Source organism: Streptomyces sp. NPDC002520, from assembly GCF_053595235.1.
The window spans coordinates 117,337-141,833 of the sequence record NZ_JBSFXG010000016.1 but is presented as its reverse complement, the minus strand read 5'-3'; the positions used below and the strand labels follow the sequence as shown (position 1 = coordinate 141,833).

At 71.1% G+C, this 24,497-nt stretch carries 28 protein-coding genes and 1 pseudogene; 14 read left to right on the top strand and 15 right to left on the bottom strand.

The window, feature by feature from the left end; genetic code table 11:
• Nucleotides 1–260: 260 nt before the first annotated feature.
• The 5 genes and pseudogenes from ACWD5D_RS23130 to ACWD5D_RS23110 form a co-directional block, all read right to left on the bottom strand.
• On the bottom strand, nt 261–1,952 hold the full coding sequence (locus ACWD5D_RS23130; RefSeq protein ID WP_451374624.1) for a SpoIIE family protein phosphatase: 1,692 nt from the start codon (nt 1,950–1,952) through the stop codon (nt 261–263).
• 342 nt (nt 1,953–2,294) lie between these two features.
• A pseudogene (locus ACWD5D_RS23125) lies at nt 2,295–2,567 on the bottom strand (NAD(P)/FAD-dependent oxidoreductase); the annotation flags it as partial.
• Nucleotides 2,568–2,654: 87 nt separating this feature from the next.
• On the bottom strand, nt 2,655–3,023 hold the full coding sequence (locus ACWD5D_RS23120) for a hypothetical protein (protein ID WP_451374623.1): 369 nt from the start codon (nt 3,021–3,023) through the stop codon (nt 2,655–2,657).
• Nucleotides 3,023–3,697, bottom strand: coding sequence for a hypothetical protein (locus tag ACWD5D_RS23115; RefSeq protein WP_451374622.1), 675 nt, complete (start codon nt 3,695–3,697; stop codon nt 3,023–3,025). Before ACWD5D_RS23115 ends, ACWD5D_RS23120 begins: the two co-directional genes overlap by 1 nt.
• Nucleotides 3,688–4,263: an RNA polymerase sigma factor gene (locus tag ACWD5D_RS23110; protein WP_451374621.1), complete on the bottom strand. Its 576-nt coding sequence runs from the start codon at nt 4,261–4,263 to the stop codon at nt 3,688–3,690. Before ACWD5D_RS23110 ends, ACWD5D_RS23115 begins: the two co-directional genes overlap by 10 nt.
• 157 nt (nt 4,264–4,420) lie before the next feature.
• Here ACWD5D_RS23110 and ACWD5D_RS23105 point away from each other — a divergent pair, with 157 nt between their 5' ends.
• The 8 genes from ACWD5D_RS23105 (at nt 4,421) to ACWD5D_RS23070 (ending at nt 9,462) form a co-directional block, all read left to right on the top strand.
• Nucleotides 4,421–4,906 carry an Asp23/Gls24 family envelope stress response protein gene (locus ACWD5D_RS23105; protein ID WP_451374620.1) on the top strand — a complete coding sequence of 162 codons (486 nt, stop codon included), beginning with the start codon at nt 4,421–4,423 and terminating at the stop codon, nt 4,904–4,906.
• Nucleotides 4,907–4,987: 81 nt separating this feature from the next.
• The gene (locus ACWD5D_RS23100) at nt 4,988–5,158 is read left to right on the top strand and encodes a hypothetical protein (protein WP_451374677.1); all 171 of its coding nucleotides are present in this window, start codon (nt 4,988–4,990) and stop codon (nt 5,156–5,158) included.
• Nucleotides 5,155–5,568, top strand: a complete 414-nt coding sequence (locus tag ACWD5D_RS23095; protein ID WP_451374619.1) for an Asp23/Gls24 family envelope stress response protein — start codon at nt 5,155–5,157, stop codon at nt 5,566–5,568. The genes ACWD5D_RS23100 and ACWD5D_RS23095 overlap by 4 nt, the downstream gene beginning before the upstream one ends.
• Before the next feature lie 52 nt (nt 5,569–5,620).
• Nucleotides 5,621–6,331 (top strand): DUF6286 domain-containing protein, encoded by a 711-nt coding sequence (locus ACWD5D_RS23090; RefSeq protein ID WP_451374618.1) that lies wholly within the window; start codon nt 5,621–5,623, stop codon nt 6,329–6,331.
• Nucleotides 6,332–6,362: 31 nt separating this feature from the next.
• Nucleotides 6,363–6,971, top strand: coding sequence for an alkaline shock response membrane anchor protein AmaP (locus ACWD5D_RS23085; RefSeq protein WP_451374617.1), 609 nt, complete (start codon nt 6,363–6,365; stop codon nt 6,969–6,971).
• Between the two features lie 87 nt (nt 6,972–7,058).
• Complete coding sequence (locus ACWD5D_RS23080) at nt 7,059–7,214, top strand: DUF6131 family protein (protein ID WP_451374616.1); 156 nt, start codon at nt 7,059–7,061, stop codon at nt 7,212–7,214.
• Nucleotides 7,215–7,474: 260 nt separating this feature from the next.
• Complete coding sequence (locus ACWD5D_RS23075; RefSeq protein WP_451374615.1) at nt 7,475–8,365, top strand: transposase family protein; 891 nt, start codon at nt 7,475–7,477, stop codon at nt 8,363–8,365.
• Between the two features lie 860 nt (nt 8,366–9,225).
• A complete protein-coding gene (locus ACWD5D_RS23070) occupies nt 9,226–9,462 on the top strand; it encodes an acyl-CoA thioesterase (protein ID WP_451374674.1) in 237 nt (78 codons plus the stop codon).
• 28 nt (nt 9,463–9,490) lie between these two features.
• On the opposite strand, the gene ACWD5D_RS23065 is transcribed toward ACWD5D_RS23070, so the two are convergent.
• The gene (locus ACWD5D_RS23065) at nt 9,491–10,534 is read right to left on the bottom strand and encodes a DUF6397 family protein (RefSeq protein ID WP_451374614.1); all 1,044 of its coding nucleotides are present in this window, start codon (nt 10,532–10,534) and stop codon (nt 9,491–9,493) included.
• A 126-nt stretch (nt 10,535–10,660) separates the two neighbouring features.
• Nucleotides 10,661–11,074, bottom strand: coding sequence for a roadblock/LC7 domain-containing protein (locus ACWD5D_RS23060; RefSeq protein WP_451374613.1), 414 nt, complete (start codon nt 11,072–11,074; stop codon nt 10,661–10,663).
• Between the two features lie 92 nt (nt 11,075–11,166).
• Here ACWD5D_RS23060 and ACWD5D_RS23055 point away from each other — a divergent pair, with 92 nt between their 5' ends.
• Nucleotides 11,167–11,595 carry a PPOX class F420-dependent oxidoreductase gene (locus ACWD5D_RS23055; protein WP_451374612.1) on the top strand — a complete coding sequence of 143 codons (429 nt, stop codon included), beginning with the start codon at nt 11,167–11,169 and terminating at the stop codon, nt 11,593–11,595.
• Nucleotides 11,596–11,605: 10 nt separating this feature from the next.
• On the opposite strand, the gene ACWD5D_RS23050 is transcribed toward ACWD5D_RS23055, so the two are convergent.
• From ACWD5D_RS23050 to ACWD5D_RS23030, 5 genes are all read right to left on the bottom strand, one after another.
• Complete coding sequence (locus ACWD5D_RS23050; protein ID WP_451374611.1) at nt 11,606–12,208, bottom strand: GTP-binding protein; 603 nt, start codon at nt 12,206–12,208, stop codon at nt 11,606–11,608.
• Between the two features lie 179 nt (nt 12,209–12,387).
• Nucleotides 12,388–12,801 (bottom strand): DUF742 domain-containing protein, encoded by a 414-nt coding sequence (locus ACWD5D_RS23045; RefSeq protein ID WP_451374610.1) that lies wholly within the window; start codon nt 12,799–12,801, stop codon nt 12,388–12,390.
• Nucleotides 12,802–12,820: 19 nt separating this feature from the next.
• Nucleotides 12,821–13,258, bottom strand: coding sequence for a roadblock/LC7 domain-containing protein (locus ACWD5D_RS23040; protein WP_451374609.1), 438 nt, complete (start codon nt 13,256–13,258; stop codon nt 12,821–12,823).
• Nucleotides 13,255–15,786 carry a sensor histidine kinase gene (locus ACWD5D_RS23035; RefSeq protein ID WP_451374608.1) on the bottom strand — a complete coding sequence of 844 codons (2,532 nt, stop codon included), beginning with the start codon at nt 15,784–15,786 and terminating at the stop codon, nt 13,255–13,257. The genes ACWD5D_RS23040 and ACWD5D_RS23035 overlap by 4 nt, the downstream gene beginning before the upstream one ends.
• Before the next feature lie 48 nt (nt 15,787–15,834).
• A complete protein-coding gene (locus tag ACWD5D_RS23030) occupies nt 15,835–16,608 on the bottom strand; it encodes an MHYT domain-containing protein (protein ID WP_451374607.1) in 774 nt (257 codons plus the stop codon).
• A gap of 152 nt (nt 16,609–16,760) precedes the next feature.
• Between ACWD5D_RS23030 and ACWD5D_RS23025 the strand changes: the two genes are divergently transcribed.
• Entirely contained in the window at nt 16,761–17,360 is a 600-nt protein-coding gene (locus tag ACWD5D_RS23025; RefSeq protein WP_451374606.1) for a class I SAM-dependent methyltransferase, read from the top strand.
• A 13-nt stretch (nt 17,361–17,373) separates the two neighbouring features.
• Here ACWD5D_RS23025 and ACWD5D_RS23020 read toward each other — a convergent pair whose 3' ends face one another.
• Nucleotides 17,374–18,129: an alpha/beta fold hydrolase gene (locus ACWD5D_RS23020; protein ID WP_451374605.1), complete on the bottom strand. Its 756-nt coding sequence runs from the start codon at nt 18,127–18,129 to the stop codon at nt 17,374–17,376.
• A 112-nt stretch (nt 18,130–18,241) separates the two neighbouring features.
• Between ACWD5D_RS23020 and ACWD5D_RS23015 the strand changes: the two genes are divergently transcribed.
• Nucleotides 18,242–18,775, top strand: coding sequence for a PadR family transcriptional regulator (locus ACWD5D_RS23015; RefSeq protein ID WP_451374604.1), 534 nt, complete (start codon nt 18,242–18,244; stop codon nt 18,773–18,775).
• On the opposite strand, the gene ACWD5D_RS23010 is transcribed toward ACWD5D_RS23015, so the two are convergent.
• The gene (locus tag ACWD5D_RS23010; protein WP_451374603.1) at nt 18,752–19,687 is read right to left on the bottom strand and encodes an oxygenase MpaB family protein; all 936 of its coding nucleotides are present in this window, start codon (nt 19,685–19,687) and stop codon (nt 18,752–18,754) included. The two genes, ACWD5D_RS23015 and ACWD5D_RS23010, sit on opposite strands and share 24 nt — an antisense overlap.
• 77 nt (nt 19,688–19,764) lie before the next feature.
• Between ACWD5D_RS23010 and ACWD5D_RS23005 the strand changes: the two genes are divergently transcribed.
• Together ACWD5D_RS23005 and ACWD5D_RS23000 are read left to right on the top strand one after the other, a co-directional pair.
• A complete protein-coding gene (locus ACWD5D_RS23005; RefSeq protein WP_451374673.1) occupies nt 19,765–20,052 on the top strand; it encodes a hypothetical protein in 288 nt (95 codons plus the stop codon).
• A gap of 140 nt (nt 20,053–20,192) precedes the next feature.
• Nucleotides 20,193–21,074 (top strand): hypothetical protein, encoded by an 882-nt coding sequence (locus tag ACWD5D_RS23000; protein ID WP_451374672.1) that lies wholly within the window; start codon nt 20,193–20,195, stop codon nt 21,072–21,074.
• Between the two features lie 103 nt (nt 21,075–21,177).
• Here ACWD5D_RS23000 and ACWD5D_RS22995 read toward each other — a convergent pair whose 3' ends face one another.
• On the bottom strand, nt 21,178–21,360 hold the full coding sequence (locus ACWD5D_RS22995) for a hypothetical protein (protein ID WP_100830325.1): 183 nt from the start codon (nt 21,358–21,360) through the stop codon (nt 21,178–21,180).
• 210 nt (nt 21,361–21,570) lie between these two features.
• On the opposite strand from ACWD5D_RS22995, the gene ACWD5D_RS22990 reads away from it, so the two are divergent.
• On the top strand, nt 21,571–24,450 hold the full coding sequence (locus ACWD5D_RS22990) for a DEAD/DEAH box helicase (protein WP_451374602.1): 2,880 nt from the start codon (nt 21,571–21,573) through the stop codon (nt 24,448–24,450).
• Nucleotides 24,451–24,497: the final 47 nt, after the last annotated feature.

Below are 24,497 nucleotides of genomic sequence, written 5' to 3'. Positions count from 1 at the left end.
TGGCTTTTTTCATGAGTATCGTGCTCGTGGACAGAGCCAGGGACGGCGGGTACCCGCTGCACACACCTCTGGCTATGACAGTGCTGTGCCGTGACGAAGTACAGCAACCCCAGCAAGCGGCAGTGCCCAGCACCATCCGGCATTGCCCTCACGCAGCCTGTATGCCCCTCAACGAGCGATCTCCACAGAGCTACGGATCAGAGGGTGTCCCGTGTCCCTCCCGTGCCCGATCCTGGGGCAAGCCAGGGAAGGCAGCTGCGTCAGGAAGACCAACCGGGCCCGTACCGCACGGCCAGCAGGGCCACGTCGTCGTCGTTGTCCGGCGGGCGTGCCCGCGCCAACAACTCGTCGGTGAACGGTTCCAAGGGGTGACGGGCCAGGGCTGCGGCGTGCCTACGCATGCGTTCCAGGCCCTCGTCCAGGGTGTGCCCCGGGGACTCGATCAGGCCGTCGGTGTAGAGGAGCAGGGTCGCCCCGGGCGGCAGTTCCGCCGTCGCGTCGGGACGGACCTGCTCCGGTGTGACGCCCAAGAGGATCCCGTGGCCGTCGGTCAGATAGCGGGCCACACCCTCGCGGGTGACCAGCAGGGGAGGTGGATGGCCCGCGTTGGTCCAGGACAGCTCGCAGTGGCCGTCGGCGTTCTCGCTCATGCGGGCGAAGACCAGCGTGGCCATGGAGACCTCGGCGATGTGCAGGGTCGCCAGGTCGAGCCATTCCACGATCTTGCTCGGTGGCTTCTGCTGGGATACGGCGTAGGCCCGAAGCATGTTGCGCAGCTGGGCCATGCCGGCCGCGGCTTCCAGGTCGTGGCCGACGACGTCCCCCACGGCGAGGGCGGTGGCGCCGTCCGTCAGAGAGAACGCGTCATACCAGTCGCCGCCGACGTGGGAGGCGTCCGGCGCGGGCAGGTAGCGGGCGGTCATGTTGCGCTCTGGTGAACGCGGGAGCTTCGGTAGCAGATGGCGCTGCATGGTTTCGGCGACCTGGCGCTGCCGCTGGTAGAGGCGGGCGTTCTCCAGAGCGAGGCTGGCGCGTCGGGCAATGTCCTCCAGCAGGGCGGTGTCGGTCGCGGTGAAGCGATCGGGCTGGTCGGCGCGGCCCAGGGTGAGGGCACCCATCACGCTGTGCAAGCTGCGGAGCGGGACCACGATGGCCGAGTGCATGCCGGTGGCCTCGAACAGGCGCCGCTGCTCCACCGCGATGCCGGAGTCGGGCGGGCCCTGATAGGTCTCGGGGCCGGCGAAGGAGGACGCGACGCCGCGCAGGGCGCGGGACAGGGGCATCGGGGATTCCTGCGGTATCGGCGGCATGGGCCCCTGGAGGTCCTCCCGGAAAATCACGGTGCCGTCCTCGGAGTGGGCGACAGCGAAGCGCCAGACTTCGTCCCGCTCGCCGATCAGGTCGATGACGGTCCAGTCGGCGATGCGCGGCACCACGAGGCTGATCAGGCGGCGCAGCGCCTCGTGAATGTCCAGCGTGGAGGTGAGCAGGGTGGTTGTCTCGGCAAGGAGAGAGAGCCGTTCCAGTTCGGAGAGCCGTCCGCCGGCCGGTGGGCGCTGGGCCGGCTGCCCGGGGCGCCCCCTTGAGTGGAAAAGGAAGAGCGTGGCCGACTGGCGGATGCCTATGTCGTAGGACGTAGCCAGCCATCCCACCGGCAGCAGCGTGCCATCTCCGCGCTCGAACCACTCGTCCTCACCCTGCTGTGTCCGCCCGCCGAGGAGGCTTTCCCGCATGTGGCACTGGGCCCTCGGCACCGGTTCCCCGCAGCTGGTGCGGTGCAGCAGGTCGTGAGCGTCCCGGCCGACCAGATCAGCGGTGGGGCGGGCCAAGAGTTGTTCGCCGCGCGTGTTGACTGCGACGATCAAGCCCTGTTCGTCCGTCAGGTAAGCACCCGTACCGAGGGCGTCCAGAGCTCGGGCAACCGCTTCTTGCGGGCCATCCGGGCCCATCATCTCTGCCTCCCGTCACTGGAGATCGCCTGGGCAACCCTGCGATCCGGGTACCCCCGGGGGCACAGGTGACCCTCGCGGCAGGCAGGGGCATACAACCCCATTCGCTGAGGCAAATAACTTCGCGAGCTGGAGCGAACGACGTGCCGTGGGTCGGCCGGGCCTCGTTACGCCCCGCGCTCTTGCTCCCGGTGCTCCGGAGCGAGGAGCCCGAGTACGTCGGTGCCCACGCCAGCCGCCGCACTCCGCCGTAGCCCCGCTCCGTGCAGAAGCCCCCTCGGGATGGTTCCCGAGGGGGCTCCGCCGTATCACCGGCGCTCTCACAGGCCCTCTCACGCGTCTGTCACCAACTGGACGACGGACCATCGACATCAGCCAGCCGAACCCGCCGCTGCGCACCGCCTCTGGAGCCAGGCCAGCGGCGTGCAGGGCGTTCCCGGCCAGCAGGAGCAGTCCGCCCTCGCCCCGGAACTCCTCATCGGCCAGGCGGCGCACCCGCAGGGCCAGGTTGCGGGCCAGTCGCAGTCCGCCCGCGGCCCGGAGTTTCGCCGCCAGACGGAGCCCAGAGCGGACCGGCGGGAAGGGCGTGAACATGGCCTGCTCCAAGTCCTGCCCGACACTGCTGTCGATGCGCCCAGGCTGCGCGTGATCCGACATCCCAGCCGATCTCACCGCTGACGGTCCGTGGGGCCGTGCCCACGGCGCTCATGTCGCGTCGTACCGGGTGGCGATGCGGGTCACGGTGACCGTGACGGTGACCGGCTCCGGGGCGGCGAGCTGGGAGATGACGGCGGTCCGCACCCGGCCGTGTACGTTGCGGGCGACGTCCAGCGCCCGTCGGCCCTCAGCGAGGACGCAGCGCACCTCGATGTGCCATCCCGAGTCGTCCGGCGCCCGCTCGGCGCGGACGCCTGCCTCGGGAGGCGTGCGGTGAGATGCGGGGTGCGTCCAGGTGGACGCGGCGGCCGCCGCGAGGCGGTGGGCGGGCCGGGGTTGCAGGCCGGTCACGCCGGGAACCGCGAGGGCTGCCTCGGCCGCGACGCCGAGGAGCGTGGTCGGGTCGACGGCGGTCATCACACACCACCACCAGCCCGGAAGTCAGCGCCGAGGGGCGGCGGCCACTGCTCAGGTACGTCGACCACTGCGATGTCGACGCCCGTCACGGCGAGCCCCAGATCCTGACCGGCCGAGTGGAGGACCGATCGGCGTACCTGATGAACGCGCTCGGGCAGCGGACGGTCGAGGGTGGCGGCGAGGGTCATGGTCACCCGGACATCGGTACCCTCGCCCGCAGATGTGAGCCGGCAGGTCGCGGCCCTCGCACCGGGGACCGTGTCCGCGGCCTGCCGCAGCACCTTCGCCGCGGCACTCTCGGTGATCCGCAGGTCACGGTCCGGGTCGGCCAGGGGCAACATCCGTCCTAGCCTGACCTCCGCCCTGACGGCGTTCATGACGCGGTCGGCGAGTGCGTGCAGTCCGGGCGGGTCCACGGCACGTAGCGCCCGGGTGGCCGCGTTCACGGTGGCCAGTCCCTCGACGGCCTCGCGGCAGTGAGAACAGGACACGGTGTGCGGGTCCGCGGCAGACGCCTCGTCCTGGGCCTGTTCCCAGACCCGGCTGAGGAGGCGGCCGCAGGGCAGCGCCTCATCCCCTGGGAACGGGGGCACGTCGGCGGCGGCCGATCCGGTGCGGGGTCCGTCGGCTCCGGGCGGTTCGGGGTGCTGCGTGTGCGGGTCGTCTAGCGCCATGGGCCCATCGCCTCCTGCAGGGATCGGCGTGCCCGGAACAGTCTGCCGCGCACCGTCGGCTCGCTGGTCCGCGTCTCGTGGGCTATCTCCTTGTAGGGCAGACCCTGCACCTCCCTCAGGATCCAGCAGATCCGCTGCCCGGCGTCCAGCTCGGCAAGCGCGAGAGTCAGGGCAGCGGCGGTCGCGTCCCGCTCGGCGGACCGGTCGGGCTGGCTCCACGTGTCGCCCGCCACGGGTTCGACGACGGTACTCAGAGAGAGGGGCGGCGGTCGGCGCCGGCGCATGGTCAGGCAGCGGTTGACGGTGATCCGGTACATCCAGGTACGGAACTCCGCGCGGTGGCGGTATTCCGGCAGTCGCCGCCAGGCGCTGACGAAGGCGTCCTGCACAGCGTCCTCGGCGTCCTGGGGGTTGCCGAGCATGCAACGAGCCAGGGTCAGGAGGGACCGGCTGTGTCGTCGGACGAGAACGGCGAAGGAGTCCTCGTCTCCCTCGGCCGCCCGTACGGCAAGCAGTCCGTCCGGCAGGTCGCATTCCAGCCGTGGCGAAGCGGTGCGTTCGATCATGACAACTCCCGCACAGGGCTCGGAACGAGCAGGTACCCACACAGAGTCATGTGATGCACGTCACACATGATGGCTGTGAGAAGTACGCCGCCACGTGTGTCCAACCATTCGACGGCACCACACAGGTGTCTCCCACTGACCGATCGAGGCGACCGCCATGACGGACAACATCACCAGCGTCAGCGGGGGCGGCCGGCCCGATGCGGGCGTGAGCGCGCTGAAGGGCCGTACTGGGGCCGGGACTCCGGCCGAGACACGGGGGAAGACCACCATCGCGGACGGCGTGGTGGCCAAGATCGCGGGCATGGCCGCCCGTGAGGTACCGGGCATCCACAGCCTGGGAGCGGGGATGGCGCGCGCCTTCGGCGCCATGCGGGAACGCGTCCCCGGCGCGGGCGGAGGTGTCACGCGCGGGGTGAAGGTCGAGGTCGGCGAGCGGGAGGCCGCAGTGGACCTGGATGTCGTCGTCGAGTACGGCGTCTCCATCGTCGACGTTGCCGGCGGCGTACGCACCAACGTGATCGGCGCCGTGGAGCGGATGACGGGGCTGGAGGTCGTCGAGGTGAACATCGTTGTCGACGACGTCCACCTCCCCGACGACGAGGAGGGGCAGACCGAACCGGACGAGGGCCGGGTGCGGTGACCGCTGCCGTGGCCACCGCCGTGTCCTCGGGCATGAGCGGGTGATCACGGCGACAGGGCCGCTCGCGAGACGGGTGAGTGCATGATGAACACAGCGACGACGGGCCTCGCGGCCGGCATGGCCCTGGGCTTCGCCGGTTATTTCGGCGGCTTCTGGGCATTCCTGCTCGTTCTCGTCCTGGGGGCGGCGGGGCTGATCGTCGGCCTCGCCGTGCAGGGCGATCTCGACCTCCACGCGCGGAGGCAGCGGTGAACACCCGGCCCGGTGCCCCGCCACTCGGTGAAGGATCCGGCCCGCCGGCGCGGGCCGCCGGCCTGCCGTCCCCGGCCGAGCGGGGCGCCACCGTCATACCTGACAGGGTGGTCGCCCGTATCGCCGCCCAAGCTGCCCGCACGGCCCAGTCCCGGCGCGCCGCCATACCGCCCGACCGCAACAGACCGGCGGCGCCCGCCGCCTCCGCGGTCACCCGTACCGGATCGGTGCGCCTGCACCTGACCATGGACCTGCCCTACCCCGCCGACATCCCCCAGGTCTGCGAGCGGATACAGCACGACGTCGCCAAGCGGGTGACTCAACTGACCGGTTTGAAGGTAGGAGAGGTCACGCTCACCGTCCAACGGCTGGTGACCGCCGCCGGCGCGAACCGGGGACGGGTCCAGTGAGCCGCCCCGCGGCCGGTGCCACCGGTCACGCCACGCAAGAAGGAGGACCGGAATGACACCCGCTCTGGACCCTCCCACCCGCGACTCCGCGTCATCTGCGCGCCCTGCCACGGTGCCGCTGACGAAGGAGCCCGAGGAGCCGCGGGAGCAGCCGACAGAGCCCGCTCCGCCCGAACACCACGCGCCCCCACCGAACCTGACGGCCGGTGAGCACGACAGAGGGCACCGAAGCCACCGGCCGTGGTCCGCGCGCCGCCTTCCGGCCGCGCTGGTCGCCTCGCTGGTTCTCGTGGCGTCGGGCGCGGCACTGATCGACGTCGTCGCCGTACGGGCGGGACGCCCTGCGGCAGCCTGGCGTCGGCATCTGGCCGACGAACTGGCCACCCGCCCGGTGGACGACGTGTGGATGCTCACGGGAGCCGCCGTGGCGGCCGTCGTCGGCGTCTGGTTGATCGTGCTGGCTCTCACTCCCGGCCTACGCCACTGGCTCCCCCTGCGCTCACCCGCACCCGGGCTGCGGGCCGCTCTGGACCGGGACGGCGCCGCCGATCTGATACGCGACGCCGCCATGCGGGTACCCGGGGTCAGTAAGGCTCGCATCCGGGTGCGCCGCCACCGCGTCAAAGCCCGCGTGGACGTCCGTTTCCGCGACCCCCGGCAGGTGAAGGACGACGTCACCTCCGTCCTCAGCGACGAGAGCGACCAACTCGCCCTCGCCCGCCCTCCCCGCATCGTCGTACGGGTACGGCGACGCACCGACTGACCGAAAAACCAGCAGTACCGGAGCCCGCGCCATGACGCCGCAACACCTAGTCAACCGCAGTCTGCTGGCCCTCGCCGGGCTGGTACTGCTCGGCGGCGGTCTGCTGATCCTCTTCGCCGGGCTCGACATCTACCGGCGACACAATCTGGTGCTGCCCGTCGGCTGGCCGCTGACCACCCCGGACGACGTCCTGCTCGGCTCCGCCGACCGGGCCCGCTGGAGCAGCCAGGGCTGGTGGTGGTGGCCCGCGGTCATCGCCGCCGTCGCCCTCGTCGCCGTGCTCGCCCTGTGGTGGCTGCTCGCCCAACTGCGCCGACGCCGCCCCGGAGCGCTGCCCGTCGGCGGCACACCCCCGCAGGAAGGCATCGAACTGCGCGACCGCGCGCTCAGCGACGCGATCGCCGCCGAAGCCGGTGCCCTGCCAGGCGTGGAACACACGGCCGTACGCATCACTGGCCGCCCTGCCCACCCCCTCACCCGCGTCAGACTCACTCTCACCTCTCAGGCGACATCCGGCACCGTCCTCGGTGCCCTGTGCGAAGGCCCGCTCCGCACCGCCCGTCGGTCCACCGGCTCCTCTCACATGCCCACCGAGGTCCGCCTACAGGTCGCCGGCCACAAACCGCACCGCACGGAGTAAGGAGGAGACCACCCACCCCCGTGTCACACCTTCTTGCGGTCTCTCGCCGTTCGCTGAGGCGCTGGCACCACCACCAATGGAGAGACCATGATCGTCCTTGGCATCATTCTGCTCGTCGTCGGCTTCGTCACCGGGATATCTATCCTGTGGACCATCGGGATCATCCTGGCGGTCATCGGAGTCGTCCTGTGGCTCCTCGGCAGTATGGGACACGCCGTCGCCGGTCGGCGCCACTACTGGTGATCGCCCATCCGGATCCGCTCACGAAACACCTGCCATTCAGGCGTCAGCCCACCACCCTGCGGATACCTCATACAACCGACATACCGCGACGATCACGTTCCGTCAGCCCCCAACGACATCACGCCTCAAACGTCAGTAGCTTGGCGGGCTGTCACTCTGAGTGTGTTGTAGGGCAGTTGGTGCCCTGGATGCAAGGTGCCCGTGGCCGTGAGTGATCATTGCTGTTCTCTACGCAGCTTGATCATCACGGGACCACGGGCTTGGACAACTCTACGACGTTGCTGCTCGACCTGGACGGCCTGGCCGTGGACCGGGTGGAGCGGCTGGAAGACGGCACCCGGCGGGTGCACCTGGTCACGGCGGACGAGGGCGCGCGGGCCTGTCCGGAGTGCGGCGTGTTCGCGCACCGGGTGAAGGGCTGGGCGCTGACCCGGCCCCGGGATCTGCCCTTTGGCGAGCACGGGCTGGAACTGTCGTGGCGCAAGCGCCGCTGGTTCTGCGGCGAGTCGGCCTGCGCGCGCCGGTCGTTCACCGAGCAGGTCCGCCAGGTCCCGGCCGGTGCGCGGATTACCCAGCGGCTGCGCCGGGTGACCGGGCGGCGGGTGCGGGATGCCGGGTCCACCGTCGTGCAGGCGGGCCGGGACCTGCGGCTTTCCTGGCCGACCGTGATGGACGCCTTCCGGGCGGCCGGGCAGGAGGTGATGACCGCCGCGCCCCAGCCGGTGGAGGTGCTCGGGATCGACGAGACCCGCCGCGGGCGCATGCAATGGCGGCAGAGCGCGGAAACGGGCAGGTGGGAGCCGGTGGCGGACCGCTGGCACACCGGCTTCGTCGACGCCGCCGGGATCCAGGGCCTGCTCGGCCAGGTGGAGGGCCGCGCCCCGTCCGACGTGCTGGCCTGGCTCGCGACCACCCCTCGTCAGTGGCGCGGGCAGATCCGGTATGTCGCCATCGACATGTCCGCCGGCTACCGCGCCGCGATCCGCATCGGCCCCTGGCCGCCCTCTCGCGGGGGCAGGGCACCCTCGAACGAGTGGGTCCGATCATCTCGGCGCTTCCCAGCCGGGCCCCCGACAGCGCTCCCCGCAACCTGGTGGATGAGATCGCTCCAATACTCCTGGATGGGACCGCCAGGGGAGCGACCATGCTAGGTCACGCTGTGAAGCCCGCGCCTGACATCGCCATCGCGCTGCGACGCACTCTGCACGGACACAGCAGGTCCACCGCGGAGAAGGAGAGGAACGAACGCCTTCAAGCGGGCGGCAGGCATCCGCTGAAGGCTGCCAGTCTCGCCCGCTCTGGCGCCAGCCCACCCTTCCTCCCCGCAAGGCCCCGTCGTCTCGCGGCTGTGATGTTGATGGTGGCTGCGGTCGCACCTCCGGCGTCCCCACGAGCACCGCAGGAACCCAACTGAGTGAGGAGGCGAACGCGTCGGGCGTAAGCACAGCCGAGCTCACGGCGAAGCCCCTCAAGAGCGCTCCGGTGGGGCTTCGCCTCACAGCTCCGGGCAGAGGCCCCACCTGAACGTTCCCCTACAGGTCTCTCTCCCCCGTCACCGACGCTGTCACGAGGCACCGCCGACACATGCCCGACGGGGGGCCGCAGTGACGGTCAGGTGTCACTTCCCTGCCACAAACACTGTCAATGTATCGGGATCACAGGGGTCCCACCCGACGCAAACACCACCGTTTCGGACCGTGCGGACGCCAGAAGTCGGTTTCTACAACCTGTGCCATGTAGTACCGCAGGAACCTCCTCCGCTGGCACCACACCAAGATCCGGACCAGGTGCAGCCCAACTCGGCTTCACATCAAGCGATTCCCCCTGTTGCCGCAGGTCAGAGGCGGGCGAGGCGTACACCACAAGCAGACGAAGAATCTGCTGGCTCCCCTCCACGCAGCAAACCCGCGGCATTCACTCACCGCACCTACAGGCAACGCGTTGGATGCACTGACTACCACCCACCGCACGAGTGTGCGCATGGTGTGCTAAGTAAGCATCCAAGCGCTCTCTGCACCAGAAACATGCAGGTCACCGAGCACTCGCCGCTTCTATCTTCGCCTACGCCATGTGGTTCCACCGGCCGTTCCGCGCGGACGAGTGGTTCCTGTACGACCAGGAGTCGCCGGTCGCGATCGGCGGCCGCGGTCTGGCCCGCGGGCGCATCTACGACCTTCAGGGGCGCCTGCTCGTCTCGGTCGTCCAGGAGGGTCTGTTCAGGTCCTTGCAGGTGGCAGGTCCCCAGTAGCCCGCAGGGCCCGTTCCGGCCTGAGCGTTCAGGCCTCCGCCTCCGTGGGCCGGGGGCTTCTGCGGCGCAGCCAGGCACGCAGTCCTCGCGGTGCGCGCGGCTCTTCCGCGGCGGGCTTTCCTGCGGCGGGCACGGGCTCGGTGAGCGGTAGAGGCATCCGCGCCGCGGGCAGAGTCGGCGTGGCCCTCGTCGGCAGCGTGGGCGCGGTCGGCTGTGCGGACACGGCCTGCTGCGTGGGCGCGAGCCGTGGCGCGGGATTCGGCGGTGTGGGCCAGGCATGTCGTGGAGCCCGGCGTGGGGCGGGCGCGTGAGTGCGTGCCTCCTCCACCGCGTGGGCGAGGTCGCCGCGGAGCCAGTCGACCTCGTCCGCGTCGTGCGCCGTCATGAGTTCCTCCGCGAGGTGCGCGGAAGGCGACCCCGGGGCGCCGTGGTCGAGCGACGCGGGCCGCAGCCGGTTCAACCGGGCCCGCTCGTGGGGGTCGCGAACGACGTCCGCGACCTCGACGGGTGAGAGGAAGGCGGCCACGGCTCCGGCCCGCGCCCAGGGGTCCTCGGCCTGCCGCAGCAGGAAGCCGAGGTGCCGTCCGCGCCAGTTGCGGGCGCGCAGGTCCACGCCGGCCACCACCTGGCTCCTCAGGGTCTCGGGCGTACGCCCCTTGAGCAGGTGCGCGTTCTCGTCGGCGGCCGCGAACTGCCGGAGCTCCTCGGCCAGATACAGCCACACCACGGCTCGGTAGCGGTTCAGGTAGAAGCGCACGGGCACCAGAAGTCCCAGGCGAGCGAGGCGGGTGAACCTGCCCGCGGAGATCTCCATGAGCGCGGCCCCCTCCGCGGTGCCCACGACCCGCACACGCTGCCGGAGGGCTTCCGGGAAACCCTCCTGGGCGCGCAGCCGGTCGAGTTCGGTCCGCTCGACCCGACGGCCTCCCCCACCACCCTCGTCCGGCACGGTCCGGATGCGGCCGAGACGAACGGCCAGGTCGAACTCCCCTCGTTTGAGACCGAGTTCCCGAGCCGCACGGCTCGGCGTGCAGGTGATGGAGCGAGGTGGGCTGCAGGTGCTTCCCGGCATGGTCGTACTCCCCCGTGGAGTGGATTGCTCACGCCCTGTGCGTTCGCCGTGCACACACCGTAGTCGAATTCACGCACCGTGAGGTGAGCCTGTGGATAACTCCACGGGTGGAAACGAATGCGCAGGTCAGAGGTCCACTGTCGGAGCGTGCTCGGGCTGCCGGGCGTCCACTCCGAGGTGTTCGCCGACGCGGTTGACGAGCAGGGTCATCTCATAGGCGATCTGCCCGATGTCGGCCTCCGCGCCGCTGAGGACGCACAGGCAGCTCCCCGCACCGGCGGCGGTGACGAACAGCACGGCGTCGTCGTACTCGATCATCGTCTGGCGCACGCCACCCGCGCTGAAGTGGCGCCCCGAGCCCTTGGCCAGGCTGTGCAGGCCGGAGGCGACGGCGGCAAGATGCTCGGCGTCCTCGCGGCGCAGACAGGTGCTCGCTCCGGTGACCAGCCCGTCGTTCGACAGGACCAGTGCGTGCCTTACGTGGTCCACGCGCTCGATCAGATCGTCCAGGAGCCAGCCGAGTCCCCGGTTCTGCGCCATGTTCCGTCTCCCCGTGTGACGTCTCCCCCTGGTCGGAGGATTTCTCCGCCAGCCTTCCCCACCTCCGCCGTCCGGGCAAGCAGGATGGGCGTATGGCACAGAAGATGACCGACGAGGAATGGCGGGCGTTCGTCTCGCACGGCACCCGCACCGGGAAGCTGGCGACGGTCCGACGCGACGGGAGCCCTCATCTCGCTCCGATCTGGTTCCTGCTGGACGGCGACGACCTGGTCTTCAACACCGGCGAGGAAACCGTGAAAGGGCGCAATCTCGCCCGTGACGGACGGACCGCGCTGTGCGTGGACGACGACCGGCCGCCGTTCTCCTTCGTGACGCTGAACGGCCGCGCCCGGCTCTCGGGCGACCTGGACGAGGTGCGCCACTGGGCGACCCGGATCGCCGCGCGGTACATGGGCGAGGACCGTGCCGAGGAGTTCGGTGCCCGCAACGGCGTCCCGGGTGAGTTGTTCGTCAGGGTCGCTGTCGACAAGGTGGTCGCGGTGAACGGCGTGTCGAGCTGAGGCCGTTGGTTCAGCCCACGGAGTCGAGGAGCCGGGCAGTGTGCATCCGCCCGGCGTACTCGACGAGCCGGATCAGCACTTCCTTGCCGGAGTCCCGGTCCCGAGCGTCGCACAGGACCACGGGGGTCCCCTGGTCCAGGTCGAGGGCGCGGGAGACGTCGTGTTCGCCGTAGGCACGCGCCCCGGCGAAGCAGTTGACGGCCACCACGAAGGGGATTTGCCGGTGCTCGAAGTAGTCGACCGCCGGAAAGCAGTCCTCCAGCCGTCGGGTGTCCGCGAGGACCACAGCTCCGAGGGCGCCCTGCGACAGTTCGTCCCACAGGAACCAGAAGCGGTCCTGGCCCGGTGTCCCGAAGAGGTACAGGGAGAGGCCGGAGCGGATGGTGATGCGCCCGAAGTCCATGGCCACGGTCGTGGTGACCTTGCGGTCCACCCCGTCGGTGTCGTCCACCAACTGACCCGCTTCGCTGAGCAGTTCCTCCGTACGGAGCGGCCGGATCTCGCTGACGGCCCCGACGAGGGTCGTCTTGCCGACGCCGAACCCGCCGGCGACCAGTATCTTCAGCGCCAGGGCGGAGGCGTCGCCGGCGGCTTCGGAGTGCTCGGAGACCATGATCACTTCTCTCGGGTGGGCCGGCTGCGGTCGAGGGGAGCGGCGGATGAAGTCAGCATCATGACGGCTCCGGCGCCCCTGCGGGGGTGAGGACTGAAATGCGCCTGATGTGACCGACTCGCGCCCCGTTGGTTTCGGGATCCGTGCGGGGTGGCGCCCGGTTGGCTGTGTGCGTTCATCTAGAGGGCCCGCAGCCCCTCGATCACCTCACGCAGAATCCGTTCGTCGGGCAGGCGCGCCGGGGGCACCGGGCGGCTGACGGTGACGCAGCGCAGTTCCAGGAGGTCGCCGACGAGCACCCGGACCACCCCCACCGGGAGGTCCGCGTCCGCGGCGAGTTCGGCGACCGACTGTGTCTCCGTTCGGCAGAGGTCTATCAGGGTGCGGTGCTCGGGGCCGAGCGCGGTGTCGTCGTCCAGGGCCGGAGCCGCGAGGTCGAGGGTGACGAGCGCGATCATGTCGAAGCGCACTCCGGTGGGGCCGGGCTGTGTGCGGCCACCGGTCATGGCATAGGGGCGGACCAGGGGCCCGGCCTCGCCGTCGTACCACTGGCTGCCCGGCTCCATCGGACCGCCGCTCGGGTTCTCGGTCATCCGTGGCACTCCCTGCGGCTCATCGGGCGGTGGGCGGCTGGGCGGCGGCGCGCGGCGCCGTGTAGAGGTGTTCGCCCACCCGCTTGACCAGGCGTGCCATCTCATAGGCCACCAGGCCGATGTCGCAGGTGGCGGCAGTGAGGACCGCGAGGCAGGAGCCGTCACCGGCCGCTGCCACGAAGAGGAAGGCGTCGTCCATCTCCACCATGGTCTGGCGTACGCCGCCCGCTCCGAAGTGCCGTCCCGTGCCCTTGGCAAGGCTGTTGAAGCCGGAGGCCACGGCGGCGAGATGTTCCGCGTCCTCGCGTGCGAGGCCGGTGGAGGCTCCGACGGCCAGACCGTCGTTGGACAACACGATGGCGTGCCGCACCTCTCTCACCCGCATCACCAGGTCGTCCAGCAGCCAGTCGAGTTCGCCGGATCGCTGGGCGGCCCTCATGTCGGGGTCCTGGATCATGCCGGGTCTCCTTCGGTCCTGTCGTTGCCCGTGTCGGATTCCGAGGCGGCGGCGCGGCCGGGCTGTCTGCCACCGCCGCGTGTCCAGCCGTCGCGGTAGGCCGCCATGCGGTCCCGTACGAGTTCGGGTGTGCGCTGCTCGTCGCCGCGCGGTGCTGGTTCGAGTGCCGGTTCGTCCGTGCGCCGGCGGCGGAGTTGGGGGGCGAGGCTCGCCTGACGTACGCGGCGGGGGAGGTTCTCGGAGGAGTCGGAGTCGCTCGGCGGGCGGTGCAACCTCAATGCGGTGACTCCGGGGGGCGGGGGCTCGTGCACGGGGGTCGACGGAGCGGGGGCGGTGGCCGTCAGGGCGGGCCGGCCGGTCTGTGCGGCGACTGCGGAGGGGGGCGGGGGTGCATCGGGCACGTGCGCGTAGGCACGCTCCTCCTGGAGTTGTGCTTTCTCCTCCAGGGCCGGGCCCTCCGCGGAGCCGGTGTGCAGCAGGGCGGTGGGCAGCAGGACGACGGCGGTGGTGCCTCCGTAGGGGGAGGTGCGCAGGTGCACCTTGATGCCGTGCCGGGCGGCGAGCCTGCTGACCACGAAGAGCCCGAGACGGTCGCTGTCGAAGAGGTCGAGGGCCTCGGACTGTTCGATGCGCCGGTTGGCCTCACCGAGGGTCTCCGCGCCCATGCCGAGGCCTCGATCCTCGATCTCGAGGACGTAGCCGTTGCCGACGGGCTCGCCCGTGACGCGCACGCGCGTGTGGGGCGGGGAGAACTGAGCGGCGTTCTCGACGAGTTCGGCGAGCAGGTGGGTGAGGTCGGCGACGCCCGCACCGATGACGAACGCCTCGGGGAGCTGCCGTACCTCCACGCGCGCGTAGTCCTCGACTTCGGACACTGCGGCGCGCACGACGTTCGTGAGGGACACCGTTATGCGCCAGGCGCGGCCGGGTGCGGCTCCGGAGAGGATGATCAGGCTCTCGGCGTGGCGACGCATCCGGGTGGTCAGGTGGTCGATGCGGAAGAGGTCGCTCAGTTCGTCGGGGTCGTCGGAGCGGCGCTCCATGCTGTCCAGGAGGCTGAGTTGACGGTGCACCAGCACCTGGCTGCGGCGGGCGAGGTTGACGAAGACGCCGGAGATGCCACTGGCGAGCTCGGCGCGCTCCACGGCGGCGCGCAGGGCGGCTCGGTGCACGGTCGTGAGGGCTTCCGCCACCTGCCCGGTCTCGTCCTCGGCGGGTGGTCCGGCGGGTGCCTCGGCCCGGATGTCGATCTCCTCACCGGCGCGCAGTTTCCGCATGGCCGCGGGGAGTTTACGGCGGGCGATCTCCAGGGCGTCGTTGCGCAGGCTGACCAGCTCGACCACGAGGGCCCGTCCGATGCTGACGGAGATGACGAGCGAGGCGGCGACGGCGGCGAGACCGAAGAGCACGGCGGCGCCCGCCGGGCTGAGCAGGCCGCGCGTGTACGGGTCGGAGCGGCCGGCGACGGCACGCCCCATGTCCGCCGCGACGGTGCTCATGCCGCTCTGCACGCGCGCGTGGGCGGTGGTCCAGGCGGCGGTGGGTGACGTGTCGACCGCTTTGGCGGTGGGACCGGCGGTGAGGATCTTGTCCTCGGCGGTGGTGAGCGTGGTGTAGGCGTCGCTGCCGGTGAGCCGGTGCCAGGCGGCGCGCTGTGCGCCGGGCAGATCGGCGACGGCCGCGTCGGTGAAAGTGCGGCGAGTGGCGACGGCCGCGTCGAACAGGCGCAGCCGTTCGCCCTGGAGGCCGTCGGCCGGGCGTGCGCTGCCGAGGACGGCGTCCTCCTGGGCCAGCGCTTCGCCGGCGCGGGAGAATTCGAGCAGCACGCGCGCGTCGGAGCCGACGTCGGCCTGCTGGATGCCGGTCAGCGCCCCGTCCACCGCGAAGGCGGCCGCGATGGTCTTCGTGTACTGGCCGTACGCCTCGTTCCAGCCGCTCCTGTGGTCCAGCAGGGCCGTACGCAGCGTGTGCAGCCGTTCGGTACCCGCGACGAAGGCCTCCAGGCGCCGGGTGACCCCTGAGGGCTGTTCCTGGCTGTCCGCGACGGTGTTGTCGCCGCCGAGCCGCAGCTGGGCCACCGCCCGGTCGGTGCGGGACGCGAGGCCTTGCAGGTCGTCTCCGCGCGCCGCGTCCGGATCGGCGGCGTACCGCACGGCGGTGGCCCGTTCGGCCTGCAGCGCGGAGACGGCCGCGGCCACGGGGGCGCGCAGCTCGGCCTCGACGCGCTGGGACTGACGCAGCCTCGCGATGTCCTGGACGGTGCTGACGGTGGCGTAGGCCCACAGGGCGAGCAGGGAGACGACGGGCACCATCAGCAGACTGACCACTTTGGCGCGCACGGTCCGGGGGCGCATCCGCCAGCGTCCGGCCTTCGCGGGCGTGCCGTCCGGTGCCGTGTCGAGGAACGGGTCCACGCTCTCGTCGGCCGGCGGTCCGGCGTGCGCGCGGCGGCCGCGGCGCGGGGGCGGGGACTGCGTCGCGGGGCCGGCTTTCGGTGTGGCTTTCGGTGTGCTTCGGGGTGGGCGCATGGCCTCCTCGCTCGGGACGTGGGTCGGGGCTCTCGGGCCGGGCTCCCGCTAGCGGGCGGCGCTCTCGACGGGCCGCTGGGCCGAGGCGGAGGCCTCGCGCTCGTCGGCGGTGGGCGAAAGGGCGACGAAGGCCGAGGTGAGGAACAGGTAGGACCCGAGGCCGACGGCGAGGGGGAAGATGAACTGCATCGCCGTGGCCCCGGGCAGCACCTCGCTGGAGGGGTGGACCCGCACGCCGACGGCGAACATGCCGGTGTAGTGCATGCTGCTGACGGCCACTCCCATGACCAGGGAGGCGAGGGTGACGGCGACGGGCGACTTGATGTTCAGGGCCGCCCACAGCGCCGCGGTCGCCGCGACCACGGCGATCAGGACCGACAGCCCGACGAGCGCCGGGTTGTAGTCCACGTCGCCATGCAGCTGCACCGCCGCCATGCCGAGGTAGTGCATGCTGGCGACGCCCAGCCCGGTGGTGAGGCCGCCGATGAGGAGGGCGCGGTTGCGGTCCCGGCTGTAGCCGACGGCGAAGACGCCGGCGCATACGACGACCATGGCGACGACGAGGCTGAGGATGGTCAGCGGTACGTCGTAGCGGATGTCGGTGCCGCTGACCCTGAATCCGAGCATGGCCACGAAGTGCATGGTCCAGATGCCGGTGCCGATGGCAGAGGCGGCAGTGATGAGCCAGTTGCGGCGCGAGCGGCCGGTGGTGGCGAGCGCGCGCATGGTGCAGCGCAGTCCGAGTGCGGCGCCTATGCACGCCATCACGTACGACAGTACGGGGGTCAGCCAGCCGAAGGCAGCGTGGTCCATGTGTCCCATGGCCCAGGGACGCTAGCCGGACCAAGGGCGCACAAAGGGGGCGCATTTCGAAAGGTGCTGGAATATGACACAGAGATGAGACGGAACGATCGCGTCCCGCTCGAACATGCGCGCAGGAGTATCACCCTGGACGGTGAGGGATCATGCGAAACATGAGCGACGACCACACACACGTCCAGGATTTCTTCACCGCGCGGGCGGCCGACTGGGACAGCCGGTTTCCCGATGACGGCCCCGCCTACGCGGCCGCCGTCGCCGATCTGCGCCTGCGCGCGGGCGACCGGGTGCTGGACGCGGGGTGCGGCACGGGCCGTGCCCTGCCGCCCCTGCGTGCCGCCGTGGGGCCCTCAGGGGTGGTGATGGGTGCCGATCTGACCCCGGCGATGCTCCAGGCCGCCGTGCGCGCGGGCAGGGACCGCGACGGCCTGTTGCTGCTCGCGGACGTCGCCGCGCTGCCGCTGCGGTCGGGTTCTCTGGACGCCGTGTTCGCCGCGGGCCTGATCGCGCACCTGCCGCAGCCCGTCGTGAACCTGCGGGAGCTGGCCCGCGTGGTGCGGCCGGGTGGCACGCTCGCACTGTTCCACCCCATCGGCCGGGCGGCCCTGGCGGCCCGGCAGGGCCGGCAGATCACCCCCGACGACCTGCGGGCCGAGGCGAATCTGGGTCCCCTCCTGGCCCGTTCGGGCTGGCGCATGACGTCGTACGCCGACGAGGACTCCCGCTTCCTCGCGCTGGCGGTGCGCGAGGGCTGAAGTCCCCGCGGGCTCAGCACAGTCCCGCGACGGCTGCCACGAAGGCGTCGGGGTTGTCGAACATGATGTTGTGCCCGGCGTCGGGCACCTTCACAACGCGCACCCCGGCGGCCTCCAGCTTCTCCCTGCCGGGCAGTTCGCCGCTGCGTTCGCCCTGAAGGTAGACGCGGTCGATCGTCAGCCCTTCCAGGATCGCCCGCATCATGGGCGTCGAGCCCTGCCGGAGCCCGACGGCGGAGCGGTGCAACGCGCGCGGATCCGTGAGTCGCATGGTGGACGCCCACAGCGGGCCCACGTTCTCCAGCACGCGCGCGTACTCGTCTGCGACGAACTCGTCCTCCCCGTAGGCGGCGATTCCGCTGCTGGCCGCCGTCTGCGGCGGGAAGGGGTCGAGGTTCGCCTCCGTCAGCACCAACCGTGAGACGAGGTCGGGCCGTCGGTGGGCGAGCACGAGGGCGACGGCTCCTCCCATGCTGTGTGCGATCAGTTCGGCGCCTGTGACTCCCGCCTGGTCCAGCGCGCCCGCCACGGCCCCGGCGTGTTCCTCGAGCGTGTAGCCGAAGTGTTCGGGCCGGTCACTGGTCCCGTGCCCGGCCAGGTCCATGAACAGGCTGCGTCTGCCCGCCAGTTCGGGGCGCGCCGCGACGTGCGCGTGGTACACGGCCGACATCGACCCCAGTCCGTGCAGATACACGCGCGCGGGCTGTGCACCGGGCACCTCCGTCCATCGGATCCGGCTCCCCTTGCCGTCGAATTCGGCCTGCTGCACGGCGCCCTCCCTCTTGCCCGCGATGACACCTCACAATACATCGGTTGCGATGTATGTCGGCAACGAAATATACGGGCATCGATGTACAGCGACTGTGGGAGAGAATGCGTGCATGCTGGAACTGGCCATCCTCGGTTTCCTCTACGACGCCCCGCTGCACGGCTATGTCCTGCGCCGGCACATCGCCGCACTCACCGGCCACGTACGACCCGTCGCCGAGAGCACGCTGTACCCGGCGATCAAACGGCTGGAGAAGGCGGGGCTGCTGGCCAGGGCGTCCGAGCCCGGCGCCGGGGCCGCACCGCGGCACGTCCTCACCCTCACCGAGGAGGGCAAGCGGGAACTGCGGCGGCGCCTGGCCGAGCCGGCGCAGCGCGAGATCACCGACGAGAACAACTGGTTCACGCTGCTCGCGTTCCTGCGACACCTGGACGACCCCGCGGCCCAGGCGGCCGTACTGAGGCGTCGGCTGGCCTTCCTGGAGGAGCCGGCGAGCTTCTTCTACGACGGCGACCGGCCGCTGCCCGCCGAGGAGCTGGAGGATCCCTTCCGGCGCGGTGTCCTCACCATCGCGCGCGCCACGAGCCGGGCCGAACTCGCCTGGCTGCGCGACACCCTTGGCTCACTCGAGGCCGTCGGCGGCTGAGATGCCGTGGTGCCTGACCGGGCACCCTCGCAATCCCGGGACCGGGTGAGTGCCCAGGTCGGCCGGGCGATAGCCGTTCGGATAGCTCTTGATCTCCGGGTTCAGCCGTGCGAAATGCGGGCTGCGGCGCGGCGGCAGCAGCCGGACCAGGCGGCCGCGGGTCCGCACGGCACGGCGCACGAGGGCGGTGGTGGCCGCACCGGGCGCCTCGTAACGGAAGGCGCGCAGCAGGGGGCCGTCGAGCAGGGCGAGGGTCGCGGTGCGCAGCAGCGGCGCCAGCGGACGGGGATACCAGGAGGCCATGAGGCCGAGCGTGGCGTCGGAGACCTGCCGCGACCGCTCGTCCCAGGCGAAGTGGGCCTGCTCGTAGGCGTCGAGGAGGGCTTCGAACTCCTCGTAGGTCTCGGGGATGTCGGGGATCCCCATGCGGCTGCCGAGGATGCGGTAGTACTCGGTGGCGGCGACGATCTCGTGCCGTGACAGGCGCCGCCAGCCGTAGGCGTCGATCCATCGCCTGGGCATCACGACGAAAGTGGACAGCACGTAGCGCATGTCGTCGTCGCTGATGTCGTAGCTGCGGTGCATCTGGTTGATACGGCGGATCGCGGTGCGGCCCTCTTCGGTCGCGAAGCCGTGCTCCACGACGGTGTCGAGGAGGAGGACCGTGTCGTCGTACCGCTTCTGCGCGCGCTCGGTCAGTTCCGCCGTCTCGGCGAGCAGGCGGCCGATGCTCGGGACGGCGTAGGTGCGGTAGAGAGCGAATTCCAGGGCCCTCGTGTAGTCCCAGGGAAATTCGAACGCCGCACTGAGCCGGTAGATCTCGAGGGCGTCCGCGACCGGATCCATCCGGCGGATCCGCTCGAGCCGCTCGAAGCGCTTCACCACTGCATCCCCCTTCTGCTGCCGCAGCATCAACTCTAGGTTGAACAACAGGAAATGAGCGATCGACCACGACTCCGTCCAGGGGGAAGGTGGCTCACGTGTTCGACATGGTCCGCACCTACGCCGCAAGACTTCGCCGCTCCCCGCGCGCGGAGACTGCGAACGTACGGGAGAGGCGAGCGCACAACTTGTTCGAGGCCGCGGCCGCCTATGTGACGGCCTGCGCGGAGGGCGACGAGGAACGGATCGACGAGGCGTCGGCGTGGGTGTCGCCGGAGGCGTTGTCGTTCGGCGTGAGCGAGCTGGCGTGCCGCGCCGTCGTCGCGCTCGCCCGGGAGCGCGACGCGTCGCCGGGTGCGGTGGCGCGAGACCTCCTCGGGCTGCCGGCGGCCTGAGCGAAAAGTGTCCGCAGAACAGGGGTGTTTCGCCCACGTCCAGGTGGAAACCTGCAGGTCCGTGTGGTGTGTGGTGTCGTGACAAGTACCTTCCGCTCGCACTAGGGTGCGCGCCGATGGACGAACCACTGGAGGCAGGGATGGCCGGGACGGACAACGGTGCCGTCGCCGCCGCGGACGATGCGCTGTACGTGCTCACAGCAGTTTTGCTGACGCCGGCGCAGTTTCCGAGCGTGCTGGGAGACGACTATCCGGAGGCCTGTGCGGCGCTGGGGCTGGCGCCTCTGGCCGACGGGTACGGGCTGGTCCTCGGCCAGGACGGCGAGGGTGCCCGCTGGACGGTCGTGATCGACGACGTCTCGCTGGTCGCCGTGGCTATCGCCTCCTGGGACTGTGGCATGGAGTACGAGCTGTCGCCGGACGAGCGCACGGTCGTGGCCGCCCTGCCGGGCTGGCCCCTGTCTGTGGCGGTCGCCGCGCCCGGCGTGCCCGCACCGCACGACCCGGGACCCGATGCGACGGACCAGCCCCCGCTGGCCCCGCCGGACACCAGTTTCTGGGGGCCGGCCCAGCGGCGTCTGGGGGCTGACGAGATCGCGCTGCAGTGGGCGGCGTGGCGGGGCCAGATCAGCGAGGACGACTTCCCCATGCCGGGAGCGACTCCGGTGAGGGTGGAGGCCTCGCAGACGTCGGCGAACGCGGAGACCGCACCGACGGACGCCGCCGAGGCCGCGGGGAGCGCGCCGAAGAGCGGCTACCCGGGTGTCCGCCGTGTGCTGTCGGAGGCGCGGGCGTACATCGAATCGCCGCCGCCGCTGGGGCGGGTGCGCTCCTCGTTCGCCCCCGGTGACGCCCGCACACTGCGCGCCGACGGACCTGGCTGGTCGATCGTGGCCCGCACGGACGACATCGCGTTCGTCCTGCTGGACGAGAAGCCCGGCGAGGTCATGCCGGTGGGTCGGGGTCCGGAGCTGCCGGGCCTGCTCGAGGCACTCGACAAGATGGCGGTACGGCCCAGTTGAGCCCGCGGGGGCCACGGCGTCGACGAAGACGTGGCCCCCGATGCTCCGAGGCGGGTCCGCCGCGAACGCGACGGACGAGCCCTGCCCGTTCGGCCCGCTCGGCTCAGCGGCCGATCTCCTTGCGGGCGACTCGGCGGAGCCTGCGTCGCTGCGAGGGGTCCAGCGTCAGGTACGCCGCGACCGGGACTCCTACCACGATCAGGAATGACACCCACCAGGGGAGCCATATCAGCAGGATGAGCCCGACCGCCACTCCCCCTGCGGCGATCTTCGCATTCTTGGACATGAGCGTCGCCTCCTTCTCGACCACTGCCGCTCTCTGCACTGAGAACGGCCCCGCACTCCTCGCGGTTCCGGCTGCTGACCCTGAGACTTCCCCGAGGCGCACCCCCTAGTGGTCCACGTCACACACTAGGCGTTCTCGGTGTTCCTGCCTCTTCCTGTACCCTCGGCGACTCCGAGGTGAGTAGTCAAATTTGAGGAGTGCGGCAGAGCCGTGCAGAGCATGCCCCCGGCACCACCCTCCCCACTGTCCGAACTGGCCCGTTGCAACGCTGTATTCGTCCCGTCCGATCCCGCCCGCGCGGGCGTGATGGCCTTCTGGCGGCCGGACGGCGACGCCCTCCCCGTAGTGCCCCAGGGCGTCGTCGGGGAACTGGACCTGGTAGTGCCCGCTCCGGACGGAACCGTGGAGCAGGCTCGACTTCCTGCCATACGGCTGCCGCTGCCGACCGCCCTGCCGGTGCTCACGCGTGCGCGTACCGGGTCGGGCAGCCACCGGGCCGCCGCCTTCTGGGGCGCGGCCGGCATGCTGTGCTTGCACTTCCTGGCGCGTGGCCTGCTCCTGCCCGGCCTGTCTCCGGAGGACCACGACATGTGGCGTGTGGGGCCGTTGTCCGCGCGTGATACGGAAATGGTCCGCGCGCTCGCCGCCGCCATGCCTCCGGAAGCACACGCCGTACCGATCGCCACGGGCGGACCGGCCCGGCTGCACGACCCCGAGCACCTGGTGCGTGCCTTCCTGGACGCCGTCGCCGACACACTCCCCCGCTCTCCCGCCGCGATGATGGTGACCGCCGGTGCCGCCTACGCGGTGGCGCAGCCGCAGCACCGGCCCGGACTGCGGGCGTGGGCCGACGACATCGCGGCGGGCCACGACATGGGCCTGCGGCTGTCGCTGCGGGTGGAGGCATCCGGTCCCCTCGACGCCATGGCCGAGGACGGGGCTCCGGTGCGGTTCCGGGCCGTGCTGCAGGTACACGGCGCGAACGGAGGGGCGGACGTCGCGGACGCCGCCGATCTGTGGGCCCCGTCAGCGGCCGTGCCCGACGCCTTCGGCCCCCGCGCGCGAGCGGACATCCTCCTGGCGCTGCGGCGCGCGGCCCGCGCATGGTCGCCATTGGCACCTCTGCTGGCGGCCGCCGCTCCCGACGCGGTGGACCTCGCCGACGACGAGGTCATCGAACTCCTGGGTGACGGCGCGCGGGCGCTGGCCGCTGCCGGGGTCGACGTGCACTGGCCGAAGGAGTTGTCGCGCGAGCTGACCGCGCACGCGGTCGTGGGGCCACCGGACGACGGGACCGCCGCGGACGGATCCGACAGCGTGGGTTCGGCACTGCCGTCCTTCCTGTCGGCCGAGGCCACGGTCGGGTTCCGCTGGTGGTTCGCGCTCGGCGGACGGGAGCTTTCCCGGCAGGAACTGGACCGCCTCGCGGAGGCCAAGCGTCCCCTCGTGCGGCTGCACGACCGCTGGGTGCTGGTCGACCCGGGAAAGGCGCGCCGCGCACAGGCCCGGCAGGACCGCTCGCTCACCCCGGTCGAGGCTTTGGCGGCCGCTCTCACGGGCTCCGCCGAGGTGGACGGCCGCCGGGTCGAGGTGCGGCCCACCGGGTGGACGGCGCAGCTGCGGGAGCGGCTCGCGGACCCGGAGGCGGCGCATCCCGTCGGTCAGCCACCCGCGCTCGCCGCCACCCTGCGCGACTACCAACTGCGCGGTCTCGGCTGGCTGGCCCGGACGACCGCCCTGGGGCTGGGCTGCTGTCTGGCCGACGACATGGGACTCGGCAAGACGGTCACACTGATCGCGCTGCATCTGCACCGCCGGACGGATCCGTCGGCGGCGGGTCCCACGCTCGTGGTCTGTCCGGCCTCCCTGCTCGGCAACTGGCAGCGCGAGATCGAGCGGTTCGCCCCCGGCGTGCCGGTGCGCAGGTTCCACGGGCCCGTGCGCGATCTCGGCTCTCTGGCGGACGACGAGTTCGTCCTCACGACATACGGGACGATGCGCGTGGACACCGCGCAACTGGCAGCGGTGCCCTGGGGCATGGTCGTCGCCGACGAGGCTCAGCACGTGAAGAACCCGTACTCGGCGACCGCGCGTGCGCTGCGATCCATCGGCACACGCGCACGCGTGGCGCTCACCGGCACGCCGGTGGAGAACAACCTCACGGAACTGTGGGCGATCCTCGACTGGACGACTCCGGGGCTGCTGGGGCGCCTCGGCACCTTCCGTGCCCGGTACGCACAGCCGGTCGAGGGCGGCCGGGATCCCGCCGCGGCCGAGCGGCTCGCCCGCCTTGTGCGGCCCTTCCTGCTACGGCGCAGGAAGTCGGATCCCGGCATCGCGCCCGAGCTTCCGCCGAAGACGGAGACCGATCACCCAGTCACGCTGGCTCCCGAACAGGTCGGCCTGTACGAGGCATTGGTCCGCGAGACCCTGGACCGGATCGCCGAGGCCGACGGCATGGCCCGGCGCGGTCTGATCGTGCAGCTGCTGACCGGGCTGAAGCAGATCTGCAACCACCCGGCGCAGTACCTCAAGGAGGACGCCCCGAAGCTCTCCGGACGCTCGGGGAAGTTGGAACTGCTCGACGAACTCCTCGACACGATCGTCGCGGAGGGCTCCGGTGTTCTGGTCTTCACCCAGTACGTACGCATGGCGCGCCTGCTCGAACGGCACCTGTCGGCCCGTGGCGTGGCCTCACAGCTGCTGCACGGCGGCACCCCGGTCGCCGAACGCGAAGCGCTGGTACGGCGCTTCCAGGACGGCGAGGTGCCGGTGTTCCTGCTGTCGCTGAAGGCCGCCGGAACAGGCCTGAATCTCACCCGGGCCGATCACGTCGTGCACTACGACCGCTGGTGGAACCCCGCAGTCGAGGCGCAGGCCACGGACCGCGCGTACCGCATCGGGCAGACCCGCCCGGTGCAGGTGCACCGGCTGATCGCCGAGGGAACCGTCGAGGACCGCATCGCGGAGATGCTCGAACGCAAACAGTTCCTGGCCGACGCGGTGCTGGGCGCCGGCGAGGCCGCACTGACAGAGCTGACGGACGCGGAACTGGCGGCACTGGTGGAGCTGCGCGGGGAAGCGCGATGAACCACGAGCACGAGCAGAGCTACGCCCATGAACGCGAACGGCACGAA